Origin of the sequence: Streptomyces sp. NPDC051822 (assembly GCF_044452745.1) — a bacterium.
Classification (GTDB): domain Bacteria; phylum Actinomycetota; class Actinomycetes; order Streptomycetales; family Streptomycetaceae; genus Streptomyces.
Window position 1 is genome coordinate 86700 of sequence record NZ_JBITBZ010000003.1, and the last position, 12753, is coordinate 99452.

Annotated in this window: 6 protein-coding genes; 3 read left to right on the plus strand and 3 right to left on the minus strand. The window is 72.3% G+C overall.

All coding sequences use genetic code 11. From position 1 onward, the window contains the following. Positions 1-127 precede the first annotated feature (127 nt). Entirely contained in the window at positions 128-7297 is a 7170-nt protein-coding gene (locus ACIA8N_RS10880) for an amino acid adenylation domain-containing protein (RefSeq protein WP_365779945.1), read from the minus strand. A gap of 391 nt (positions 7298-7688) precedes the next feature. Here ACIA8N_RS10880 and ACIA8N_RS10885 point away from each other — a divergent pair, with 391 nt between their 5' ends. Together ACIA8N_RS10885 and ACIA8N_RS10890 are read left to right on the plus strand one after the other, a co-directional pair. Further along, positions 7689-8744 (plus strand): methyltransferase, encoded by a 1056-nt coding sequence (locus ACIA8N_RS10885; RefSeq protein ID WP_365779947.1) that lies wholly within the window; start codon positions 7689-7691, stop codon positions 8742-8744. Between the two features lie 98 nt (positions 8745-8842). Continuing rightward, complete coding sequence (locus tag ACIA8N_RS10890) at positions 8843-10063, plus strand: FAD-dependent monooxygenase (protein WP_365779949.1); 1221 nt, start codon at positions 8843-8845, stop codon at positions 10061-10063. A gap of 83 nt (positions 10064-10146) precedes the next feature. On the opposite strand, the gene ACIA8N_RS10895 is transcribed toward ACIA8N_RS10890, so the two are convergent. Together ACIA8N_RS10895 and ACIA8N_RS10900 are read right to left on the minus strand one after the other, a co-directional pair. Further along, positions 10147-10398 (minus strand): hypothetical protein, encoded by a 252-nt coding sequence (locus ACIA8N_RS10895; protein WP_365779951.1) that lies wholly within the window; start codon positions 10396-10398, stop codon positions 10147-10149. A 75-nt stretch (positions 10399-10473) separates the two neighbouring features. Next, positions 10474-11247, minus strand: coding sequence for a GDSL-type esterase/lipase family protein (locus ACIA8N_RS10900; RefSeq protein ID WP_365779953.1), 774 nt, complete (start codon positions 11245-11247; stop codon positions 10474-10476). Between the two features lie 439 nt (positions 11248-11686). On the opposite strand from ACIA8N_RS10900, the gene ACIA8N_RS10905 reads away from it, so the two are divergent. After that, positions 11687-12748, plus strand: coding sequence for a helix-turn-helix domain-containing protein (locus ACIA8N_RS10905; protein ID WP_365779955.1), 1062 nt, complete (start codon positions 11687-11689; stop codon positions 12746-12748). The last annotated feature ends 5 nt before the right edge of the window (positions 12749-12753 follow it).

Sequence of the window (12753 nt, forward strand, 5' to 3'; positions counted from 1 at the left end):
CAACTGGTCTTCGCCCTCGCGTAATTCCGGGTGCAAACCGCCCAGGGAAAACGCCGACGAGCCGGCGTACGTGCACCGGCTCGTCGGCCCTCCGGAAAACCGGCTCAGTAATCGGTTTTCTCGCCTCTCATTCCGCGGCCCGTGCCACGTGCTCGGCCACGACGGAGACGTGCGGCTCGTCCAGGAGCACGAGGTGGTCGCCGGGAACGTCGACCACCTCGACCCGGCCGGTGGTCAGTTCGCGCCAGCCGTTCGTCGGGTCCTCGTGCAGGCTGTCGGCCGCGCCGTGCATCGGTTCGAGCACCTTGGGCAGGGGAGCGGTCGCCCGCAGCAGCACGAGATCCTCGTCGGCCGGCTCCGGCCGGTAGGTGAGCAGCGCGTGCCAGTGCGCCCTGAACATCGCGAAGAGACGGCGCACCGAACGGTGCGAACCCTCCACCGGCAGGATGCCCGCCGCCGTGGCGCGCTCCACGACGAAGTCGAACTTGCCCTCGGCGTCGAGCCCTTCGGGGATGGCCTCCAGTGGAGCCTCGCCGCCGCGCTCCATCCACAGCAGCTCCCAGAAGAACCACTCGAGCAGCGAGTCGTCGGCGACGCTCGGCCGTTCCCCCGGGGCGAGGGCGATCGGGTCGATGAGGATCAGGGAGGCGACGTCCTCCGGGTGGGTGCGGCGCAGCTGCCGGGCCATCTCGAAGGCGATGAACCCGCCGAACGACCAGCCGCCGATGACGTACGGGCCGTCCGGCCGCACGCGGCGGACCGCCTCCAGGTAGCGGGCGGCGATCTCCGGTACGGAGTCGGACGGTTCGACACCCGGGTGGGTGCCGGCGGCCTGCAGCGCGTACACCGGCCGGTCCTCCGGAAGGTGTTCGGCGAGGCGCAGGTAGCAGAGCACGTTGCCGCCCAGCGGATGGACCAGGAACATCGGCGGACTGCTGCCCGTCGTGCGGATCGGGACGACCGGGTCGTAGGCCACCTCCGCCTCCCGCTCCCGCAGCCGCCGGGCGAGGCCCGCGACGGTGGGGGTACCGATGAGGGACGACAGCGGGACGTTGACCCCGAAGAGCTTCTCGATCGTCACCACGAGCCGCATGGCGGTCAGCGACGTGCCGCCGAGCGCGAAGAAGTCGTCGTGCACGCCGACGTCCGGTACGTGAAGGAGCTCGGCGAACACCCCGGCCAGCGCGCGTTCCTGCGCGTCGCGCGGCGCCACCCGGCCCTCGCTCACCCGGGCGACCAGGGCCGTGCGGCGCAGAGCTGCGTCGTCCCGCTTCCCGCTCGGGGTCAGCGGCAGCGCGGGCAGCCACGCGAAGTGCGAGGGCACCATGTAGTCGGGCAGGAGCCCGCGGAGCCGCGCCCTGAGGTCCTCGACCGGTGCCGCTCCCTCCTCGCCGACGAGGAAGGCCGCGAGGAAGGCGTCGGCGCCGTCGCGGTGGCGGGCCACGACCGCGACCTCGCGGACGCCGGGGTACTCGTCGGCCAGTTTGGTCAACGCCAGCTCCACCTCGGCGAGTTCGACGCGGAAGCCGCGTACCTTCACCTGGGAGTCCTCCCGGCCCAGCCAGACGAGGTCGCCGCCCGGCAGGAGGCGGGCCAGGTCGCCGGTGCGGTACAGGCGCTCGCCCGGCTCCCCGTAGGGGTGGGGCACGAAGCGTTCGTCGGTGAGGTCGGGGCGCCCCAGGTAGCCCTGCGCCAGGCAGACCCCGCCGATGTGGATGACGCCCTTCGCGCCGGGTGGCACGGGCCGCATGTCGGCGTCGAGCAGGTACAGGTCGATGCCGTCCAGGGGTTTGCCGATCGGCGGCAGCGCCGGGAACTCCGCCGGGTCGCCGGTCATCGTGAAGGCGGTGAGGAGATGGGTCTCGGTGGGGCCGTACTGGTTCTCGAGGACCGTTCCCGGCACCGCGGCGCAGAAGCGGCGGATCTCGTCGGTGACGCGCAGCTGCTCTCCGGAGGAGATGATCACGCGCAGCGCGGCCGGGCGGATGCCGAGGGCCTCGGACGCCTCCGCGAGCTGCTGCAGGGCGACGTACGGCAGGAACACCCGCTCCACCGACTCCCGTTCGAGGAGCCGGAGGAGTGCTGGCATGTCCCGCCGCTCCTCCTCGCGGACGAGCTGGAGCGTGCCGCCGCCGCACAGCGTCGAGTAGATCTCCTGGAAGGAGACGTCGAAGCTCAGCGGCGCGAACTGCAGCGTCCTGCCGCCAGCCGCCCCGCTCGCCGCCGGGATCTGCCACTCCATGTAGGAGGCGAGCGTCCGGTGCGGCAGCATGACGCCCTTCGGCTCGCCCGTCGACCCGGAGGTGAACAGGATGTACGCGGTCGTCTCCCCGGTGACCTCGGGCAGTGCCACCGGCTCCAGGCCGTCGTCCGCCGCGAGCGCCTCGTCGAGCGGCAGCACCTCGGCCGCGGGGAAGAGGGCGGCATGGCGCTCGGGCGCGAGGACACGGAAGGGATCCGAGCGATCGACCATCAGCGCGAGCCGGTCCGCCGGGTACGTCACGTCCAGGGGGACACAGGCCGCGCCCGCCCTGGCGATGCCGAGCACCGCCGCCACGACCTCCGGTGAGCGGTCCATCGCCAGGCCGATACGGGCACCGGCGCCCGCACCCAGGCGCACGAGCCGGCGGGCCACCCGTCCCGCGGCCTCGTCGAGGCGCCGGTACGTCCACCGCTGGTCCTCGAAGGCCACGGCGATCGCGTCCGGCGTCGCGGCGGCCCGCTCCGCGAAGCGGTCGGTGACCAGGGCGGGCAGCTCGGTGCGGGGGGAGGGCGCGACGGCCGGGGCGAGGAAGCCGAAGCCGACGGTCTCGTCCGGCCGCTCGACGATCCGGCGCAGCAGCTCCACGTACACCCGGCCGAACCGCTCGGCCTGGGCCCTGGTGAAGACCCGGCCGTCGTGGTCCATGCGCAGCCAGATCCGCTGGTCGGCGGGGTCGACGACCGCGTTGACCAGGAGCTTGAAGTTCGTCTCCTCGTAGGTGCGGAAGTCCGTCAGCTCCACGCCGGTGCGCCGCAGCAGCTCACCGAGGACCCGCGGGTCGACGTAGTTGAACGCCGACTCGATCACGGTGTCGCCGCCCAGGTCCTCCTGGACGGCACTGAGGGGGTAGTGGCGGTGGGGGTGCGCCTCCTGCTCCCGCAGATGGGCCTCGCGCACCACGTCCAGCCAGCTGCGCGGCCCGGGACCGACGCGGATCGGCGTCGTACCGAGGAACAGGCCGGCGATCCGCTCGGCCCCGTCGAGCTCGGGCCGACCGTGCATGACGAGGCCGGTGACCACGTCGTCCGTGCCGCCGAACAGCCGGAGCAGCAGACAATGCGCGGCGAAGAGTACGGACTTGACGGGAACCGACCGCTCCCGGGTGAAGCGGCGCAGCGCCTCGCCGAGACCGTCGGGGAACTCCACCCGGTGCGCGAAGACGCCCTCGGAGCCCGGTGCCCCGTACGGACGGAAGCCGTCGAGCTGTACGGGCTCCGCCCCGGCGAGCTTGTGCCGCCAGAAGCTCCGTGCGGCCTCGGAGGCCAGGGCGCGCCGCTCGTCGAGCACGTAGTGCGCCGCGGACGGCAGCGGGCCGTCCGCGACGGGCTCCACGTCCTGCCCGGCCTCGTGCAGGTAGTCCTGGAGCAGCTCGCGGACCAGGGTCGCCACGCTCCAGCCGTCGAGGATGGCGTGGTGGAAGCTGAGGACGAGCTCCACCGAGTCCCGCAGGGCGTGGGCCCGGAAGAGGTAGAGCGGCGGGCGGTCGAAGTCGTAGGCGTGGTGCCGGCGTTCCACGATGTGCGCGCGGACGGCGGCCTCGGCCTCCTCGGCGCCGGCTTCGCGCAGATCGACCGCCTCGAAGCCGCCGTCGACTTGGGAGTGAACGGTCTGCAGGGGTTGGGAGAAGCCGGCGAGGGAGAAGCCGGAGCGCAGCACCGGATGGCGGGCGACGAGCCTGCCGAACGCCGTGCGCAGCGCCTCCTCGTCCCACGGGAGACGCAGCGAGTAGCGGAAGACGTCGTGGTAGACGGCCGAGTTCTCGTGCTCGCGGCTGTGGTAGAGCAGGCCGAGCTGGAGACGGGTGGCCGGATAGGCGTCGGCCAGGCCCGCCACGCGGGCCCGGTCCACGGTCGGCACCAGGGCGAAGGGCTCGAGAAGCGCCGTGCTCCCGGGGGCCGCCGAGGTGCGCACGCGTCCGGCGAGCCCGGCCACCGTGGGGTTGAGCACCAGGTCGGCCAGGGTGAAGCGGACGCCCCGCCGCTCCGCCAGGGCGCGGATCCGCAGCATGAGGATGGAGTCGCCGCCCAGGGCGTAGTAGTTCTGGTGCACCCCCACGCGCTCCACGGCGAGGACCTCGGACCAGACGGCGGCGAGCGCGGCCTCGACCTCGTCGCGCGGTGCCTCGTCACCGGCCGCGGAGAGAGTGGGCGCCGGGAGCCTGCGGCGGTCGGTCTTGCCGTTCGGGGTGAGCGGGATCGTGTCGAGCCGCGTGAAGTGGGCGGGGATCATGTACCCGGGCAGGGTGGCGGCCAGGTGGCCGCGCAGCACGGCCGCGTCCAGGTCCTCGTCGGCCGTGTAGTAGCCGACGAGGTACGTGCCGCGGTCGGCCGACCTATGGCCGGTGACGGCCGCCGCCCGGACGCCGGGGCAGGTCGCCAGGCGGTCCTGCACCTCGCCCGGTTCGACGCGGTTGCCGCGGATCTTGACCTGGCCGTCGATCCGGCCCAGGTACTCGATGTCCCCGCTCGCCAGGCGGCGGACGAGGTCGCCCGAGCGGTACATGCGGCCGCCGGGCACGAACGGGTCGTCGGCGAACCTCTCCCGGGTCAGCTCCGGCCGGTCCAGGTAGCCGCGGGCCACGCCGACGCCCGCGATGCACAGCTCGCCGGGCGCGCCGACGGGCTGCGGGCCGCCGTCCCGGTCGAGCACGTACAGGCGGGTGTTGTCGATGGGCCTGCCGATCGGCACACGGCCCACGGGCCGTGCGGGGTCGGCGGGGCAGTCGAAGTACGAGACGTCGACGGTCGCCTCGGTCGGCCCGTACAGGTTGACGAGCCGGGGCGCCGCCGTCCCGGCGAAGATTCGGTTGAAGCGGTCCACCAGGGCGGGCGGCAGCGCCTCGCCGCTGCAGAAGACGTGGTGCAGCGACCTGGTGTCGTCGAGCAGCCCGGGGGAGTCCTCCAGGAGGTCGAGGAAGGTGGCGAACATCGAGGGGACGAAGTGGACGACGCCGACCCGGCGGCGGGCGATCGTGCGCAGGATCTCCCGCGGGTCCTTCTCGCCGCCCGGCGGCAGCAGGGCGAGGGAGGCGCCCTCGACGGCCCACCAGAACAGCTCCCACACCGAGACGTCGAAGGAGACCGGCGTCTTCTGCAGCAGGACGTCGCCCTCGCCGACGGGGTAGCGGCGCTGCATCCAGGCCAGCCGGTTGACCACCGAGCGGTGCTCGACGACCACCCCCTTGGGCCTGCCCGTGGAGCCCGAGGTGTAGATGACGTAGGCCGGGTCGCGCGGCCCGGCGGCCGGCTCCAGGGGCGCGTCGGAGGCCCGCGGCAGGTCGTCGACGTCGAGGACGGGCACCTGGCCGCCGAGCACCGTGCCACCGGCCCCGGCCACCCCGGCGGCCCCGCCGCCCGCCACCAGGACCGCCTTGGCGCCCGAGTCCTCGACGAGGAGGCGGATCCGCTCCGCCGGATGATCGGGCGCCACCGGCGTGTAGGCGGCCCCCGCCTTCAGTACGCCGAGAAGGGCGGCCGGCAGGGACAGGCAGCGCTCCATCAGCACCGCCACCCGGTCACCGGGCCCCACGCCTCCGTCCCGCAGCACCCGCGCGACGTGGTCGGCCCGCTCGTCGAGCCCGGCGAAGGTGACCGACCGCCCGGTGGCGTCGTCGACGACGGCGGTGCGGTCCGGCGTACGGGCGGCCTGCTCCTCGAACAGCCCGTGGAGCGTCCGGTCCGCCGCGTAGTCCACGGCCGTGTCGTTGCAGCCGGCCACGAGCGCGGCCCGCTCGTCGGCGTCCAGCATGGAGATCTCGGCGAGCGGCCGGTCCGGGGAGTCCAGGGTGCGTTCGATGACGGCCTTCAGATGACGGCCCACCGCCTCGACGGGAAAGTCCTCGTCGAAGACGTCGCAGCCGTAGTCCACGTCGACGAGGAGGTCGCCGACGTCGTCGAGTTCGTTGACGACGACCGCGAGGGCGTCCGTGTCGTGGGCGCGGGCCTGCACCACGGTCCCGTACGAGAGGCCGGGGATCTCCTGCTGCCGCGGCCAGCGCAGATGCGCGATGGTCACGTCGAACAGGCGGCGCGGCCCGTCGCTGCTGTGCAGGGGGAGGTCCCGCAGCACGTCGCCCAGGGCGAGCCGCTCGTGCGGCTTGAGTGCGCGGGTGGCGCTGCGGATCTCCGCCACGAGTTCGCCCATGGTCCTGCCGCCCGACGGACGGGCCACCAGCGGCAGGGTGTTGGCGAAGTGGCCGACCGTCCGGCGCTGTTCGTCGGTGGGCCGGTTGAGCAGCGGGACGCCGAGCACGACCTCCTCGGTGCGCAGCACGCGGGAGAGGTAGACGGAGAAGGCGGCGGAGACGAAGGCGAAGACCGAGTCGCCGCGCTCGCGCACGCGGTTCACGAGGGCCCGTTCGATGACGAAGCTGTGGCGGGCGCTGCGCCGCGCGCCGCTGGCCTCCTTCCGGGGGAAGAACTCGGGGACGACGTCCGCCATGGCCTCCCGGAAGAAGTCACGGTCGGCCCGGTGCTCCCGCGAGACCCGGTAGTCCTCCTCGGCACGCACGAAGTCGACGTACTGCGGGGCTTCGGCGGTGAGCGGGACGCCGGTGCGCAGGACGTGCGCGTAGTCGGCGCGGACCCGTGTCATGAACAGGTTGAGGCCCCAGGCGTCGGCGACGATGTGGTGGGCCTTGACGTGCGCGTGGACGACGGAACCGGACTCCACGAGGAGGGTCAGCTCGGAGGTCCGGCCGCCGCGCAGGTCGAAGGGCCGGTCGAAGGACTCGCGTATCCAGCGGCGGCAGGCGGCCGCCGGATCGGCCTCCGAGCCGAGGTCGACGGTACGGACCTCCGGCACGTCGGCGAGCCACTGGTGAGGCGTTCCCTCCACCTCGCCGAAACGGAGCCGGAACGCGTCGGCGGCCACGGCCGCCCGGTGCAGGCATTCCGCCAGGAGCCCGAGGTCGACGGGGCCGCGGAAGCTGTCGTAGATCTGGCAGTTGAACTGAGGGTTTTCCGGAAAGTTCGAGTTGGCCGCCCAGACATCACGCTGATAGGCCGTCAGCGGAGTACGCGCAATGGCATTCACAAGCTTGGTCCCCTCGCACCAGTCTGCTGATCCACGCCCGATACTGCCCGGGCATGCGGAACGCATCCTGAACGCGGGGATCCTGGTAGTCGCAGTACTCGGCTGAACGGGATTGCCGATGAATGGTTTTCGGTCTTGTAGTCGAACCGACCCGGTTCCTCTTCGGCGCTCCGGCGGCCCCGTCGAGGCGATACGGAGATGAACACCGCACGATTCACGCCACCGGTGCGGGCGGCCACCGCCCGCGGGCCCTTGTGTGATCACGGGGGTGTGTTGTTGCCTCTGGTGCATCGACACCCGCTCAGGTTCGTCAGGCGGGCGACATGTGTCCGCAAGGGAAGACGCCGGCGATCTTCCGTTCGACGATCTTCCGTATCGTGAAGGGACCACCATGACCGAACCTTCGGCGGCCGCCACGGACGAACTCTGGAAACTGGTGTACACCAGCTTCCGGTTCCCGTTCCTGCACGCCGCGCAACGCCTGGAATTGTTCACCCTCCTCAAGGAGCGGCCGGGCGTCACCATCGACGAGATATCCGGCGCGTTAGGACTGGAAAAGCGCGCGGGACACGTACTGCTGCTCGGCTGCACCGCGTTCGAGCTCGTACGCAAGGACGGCGAGGGATATCACAACACCCCCGCGACCGATCTGCTGGCGGGCGATCCGGGTGCGTTCATGCCCGTCATCATTCGCTACACCCACGAGATGTTGTACCGGCCGATGGGCTGGCTCTACGAATCGCTGGTGAACAACGAGAACCTGGGTCTGCATCGCGAGCTGCTCGCCGGATCCTCGGCGACCACACTCTACGAACTCCTCGCCGAGGACGAGAACCTGGAAAAGGTCTTCACCGCAATGATGGAGCACCAGAGCCGTTCGGTGGTCGAGGACTTCGTCAATGCCGTCGACTTCTCGTCCTACCGTCGCGTACTGGACGTCGGCGGTGGCACCGGAACCAACGCCATCAGTTTCGCCCAGCGATGGCCGGAGCTCGAGGCGACCATCCTGGAACTGCCGAACGTGGCGAAGATGGCGAACGACCGGATCGCCGAGGCCGGCCTTTCCGATCGGGTCCGCGCGATCGGAACCGACATCATGCAGGACGAGTTCCCCACCTCGTCCCACGACTGCGTCGTGTATTCCCGCTTCCTCGAGATCTGGTCCCCCGAACAGGTCCGCAGCCTCTTCGAGAAGACCTATCGCGCGCTGGAGCCGGGCGGTCATCTGGTGATCGTCGCCTGTGCCCAGGACGACGACGAGACCGGTCCCGCCCACGCCGCCTTCATGTCGGCGTACGTCCACACGATCGCGTCGCCCGAGGGCCGCGTCTACACGCCGCGGGAATTCGAGCAGTGGTACACCGAGGCGGGTTTCGAACCGCTGGACCGCCAGTACCCCGGCCGGTTCGACGTCATCCTCCGCGCCCGCAAGCCCAAGGCCGGCTGACCCGGCCCGCACGCCCCCGCACGGCACGTCGTCGCCCAGAGAGTCGCAGAAGCGCTGGCCGGCCGCCTTGACCGGCGGCCAGCCGATAGGAGCGGGAAATGACGCAGCACTCCACACGCAAGGCCCTCGTCGTCGGTGCGGGGATCGGCGGGCTCGCGGCCGCGGCCACGCTGCGCCGGGCCGGCGTCGAGGTCCGGGTCTTCGAGCGGGCTCCCGAGCTGCGCCCGGGGACGACGGCGGTCTCCCTGATGTCCAACGCGATCCTGGCGCTGCGCACGCGGGGCATCGACATCGCCCCGAGCCTCGACAAGCGTGCCGAGATCTTCGACGAGCTGAAGTTCCTCACCCGGCGCGGCGGGCTGATCAGGGCGCTCCCGTTCCGTGAACTCGCGGACCGGCTCGGCGCGTCCAACTACGCCGTCCACCGGGCCGATCTCCAGCAGGCGCTGCTCGACGCGCTCGGAGACGACCTGACCATCGAACTGGGCGCCGCCGCCGCAGGGTTCGTCAGCGGCGACGACGGCGTCGAGGTGACGTTCGAGGACGGGCGGACGGCCTCGGGCGACGTCCTGATCGGCGCGGACGGCTTCAACTCGGCGCTCCGCAGGCAGGTGGCGGGCGCCGACGAGCCGCGGCCCGGCAACTACGAGTGCTGGCTGGCGACCGTGCCCTTCACGCATCCACGGCTGACCAAGGGCTACGCCGCGCACTACTGGGGGCGGGGCCGGCGGTTCGGCCTCGCCGACATCGGCCACGGCCGCGCGTACTGGTGGGGCACGAAGAACGTCCCCGCCGGGGCGTCGGGGGCGTACGGGTCATCGGGGGCTTCCGGCGCGGCCGGGGCTTCCGGCGGCGGGCGTTCCGGCAAGGCGGAGATCGCCCGCCATTTCGCCGGCTGGGCCGACGAGATCCAGGAGGTGATCCGGGCCACCCCCGAGGAGACGATCGTCCGGATCACCGCCCAGGACCGCCCCTTCCTCCAGCGCTGGGGCACCGGACGCATGACCCTCCTCGGTGACGCGGCGCACCCGATGCTCGTGAGCCTCGGCCAGGGCGCGGCGCTCGCCATCGAGGACGCCGTCGTCCTCGCCGCGCACATCGAGCGGGCGAAGGACCCGGCCTCGGCCCTGCGCGGCTACGAGGACGAGCGCAGGCCGAGGACCGAGGCACTGGTCGCCGCGGCCCGCGCGCTCAGCGAGACGGAGCAGCTGGAGGGCCTGGTCCCCGCCACCATGCGCGACCTGTACTTCCGGTTCGCGCCCCTGTCCAAGTTCACCAGCCAGAACGAAGCCGTCCTGACCTGGCCCCCGCTGGGATGACCACGTGATCAGGCCGCGGGCCGGCGGCCACCGGAGTCCGAGCGCCCCCGGCCCGGCCGGCGCGGTGCGCGAGCCGTGCTGGCTCACGGTCCCCAGTACCGGGCGAGCGGCCCTTCCTGGTACGGGGCGGGGACGTAGTCGCCGAGGGCGGCGTCGAGGTCGGCGCGGACCTGCGGCGGGAAGACGGCGGCGTCACGGACGATGAGAGCCGTGTCCGTGGCCTCGGTCGCGACGACCGCCTGGGTGTGCTCCAGCTGCGTCCAGAGGGTGACGATGACGAAGGCGAGGATGATCCCGTAGATGGCGCCGAACATCCCCAGCGTCACCCCGACCATGTCGTTGTGCTCGCCGTCGGCCAGTGACGGATGTCTGCGTGCCGGGTGTCAGCCGATGCCCGCCTCGGCCTCGGCCTAGCCCTCGCCCTCGGCGGTGAGCGGCGGGACGTCGGGGTACGGCCGGGGGTAGGGGGCGCCGACGGCGAAGCGGGAGGCGAGGGCGTCGGCGAAGGCCGCGGCGATGCGCAGTTCACCGTGGGCGTTGGGGTGGGTGCCGTCCCAGGTGTGCTCGGCGGCGACGAACTCCGCCGCCGTCTCGGCCACCACGACGGGGGAGGAGGGACTGCCGAGGTCCTTGGCGACGGCTCGGATCCGGTCGTTGGTGGCGGCGACCCTGGCACCGAAGTCGGCCTCGTCGACGGCCTTCCGGCACTGCAGGAGGGTGCCGAGCACGAACCGCAGGTCCGGGCGGGCCCGTCGCGAGTTGGCGATGAACTCGCGGAGGTTCTCCTCGAAGACGGGCGGCTCGACGCCGTACCAGAACAGGTCGTTGATGCCGAGGAGCACCAGCAGGTAGTCGGGCCGGTACTTCCGCACCTTGGCCTCGATCTCGTCCTTCTCGGAGAGATAGGGGCGACCCCACTGGGCGTCGTGGCAGGGGTCGAACTCCGGGTCGGCGTACGTCAGGTCGCCGTCGCCGTCGCCGTCGCCTTCGCCGGCCTCGGCGGTGCGGACGCTGTCGAGCGTGTTCTTCGGACCGACGAGGCCGAGACTCACCTCGTGCTCACGCAGGTGCTTCCAGAAGCGGTAGCGCCACGTCCAGTCACCGCTGCTGCCCTGGCTGATCGAGTCACCGACGATCATGATGTCGATCACGTCGGGGGTACGGGCGGGGTCTGCGAGGGACATGCTGTTCTCCCTGGGGAAGCCCGGAGCCGGCGCGCTCGCAGGCTGAGACTGCCTTCACGAGGCCGGCCGCCGACTGCATGTCCGTCACCCTACGAAGGACATTCCCGACGGGCTTCCCGGCGGAGCCGCCCGGGTGACGCGACGCACCGCACGTCACCGGGTGCTTCGCTCGCGACACCGCGGGGCTTCAGTGCTCGCCGCCTTCATGCGTCGGACGTCCGTCCCGGGCCCCTCGCGGTTTCCGTGTTCCGGCAGCGGCCCGTACACGCGCCCCCGTACGTTCCATCCTGCAGCAGGGACGTGTCGCCGGCGCTGCCGCATCCAGGCAGTCTTCGACGGTTTCCCGATGCCGGGTGCCGACCCCGACGAAGGGCGTGCCAGTCTTGGTCCCCGCGCGTCAAGAAGTCGTCAGCGACGCGTCAGGAACAGGGGAGGGGCCGTGACGGACAGGGAGCCGGGCGAGGAGTATCTGGAGGGTTACGCCGAGATCCTGGAGAGCGTGTGCGCGACCCGGCGCAGGCTGACCCGGGAGGAACGCGAGACCCTGCGCTCGTGCGGGGAGCGGGCCGCCGAGGCCGGTGTCGGGCTGCGGTCCCTCGTGCGGGCCCACCTCGCCGCGGCGCAGCGGGTGCGTCCCGGCCTGCCGCCGACCGCCGCCGACCATCTCCTGAGCGCCGTCGAGCAGGCCGTCGACGCGTTCGCCGAGGGCCACGAGCGGGCGCAGCACCTGGCGGTACGTCAGGAGGAGGCGGCGCGGCGGGAGTTCATCGACGACCTGCTGTACGGGCGGAGCGATCTCGGGCGCCTCGCGGAGCGCGCCGAACGCTTCGGGCTGCTGCTGTCCCACGCGCACGCCGTGGCCGTCGCCCAGGGACCGGAGCCGTACAGCGACGGCTACGCGGTCACCCGTACCGTCGAGTCCTCCCTCGTCGCCCGCTTCGGCGACCGCCGCATCCTGCTCACCACCAAGGACGGCCGGCTGATCTGCGTCGCGCCCGCGGACGAGCCCGACGTGCTCGCCCACTTCGCCAAGCAGGCGTACGCCGCGACCGACGGCGGCCGGGTCGCCGTCGGCCGCCCCCACCCGGGCGCGGGCGGCGTCGTCCACTCCTACGAGGAGGCCCTCAACGCCCTCGACCTGGCCGCCCGCATGGGCCTGGACGAGCCGGTCCTGTACGCCGCCGACCTCCTCGTCTACCCCGTGCTCACCCGCGACCGGCAGGCCATGGCCGAACTCGTCCGGACGGTGCTCGGCCCGCTCCAGGGCGCCCGCGGCGGCGCGCGCCCCCTCCTCGACACCCTCACCGCGTACTTCGACGCGGGCTGCGTCACCGCCCAGGCGGCCCGCCGCCTCAGCCTCAGCGTGCGGGCCATGACGTACCGCCTCGACCGCATCCACCGCCTGACCGGCGCGGACCCCGCCGACCCGGTCCAGCGCTACACCCTCCAGACGGCCGTCATCGGCGCCCGCCTCCTGAACTGGCCCCACCAGCCCCTGTAGAGCCC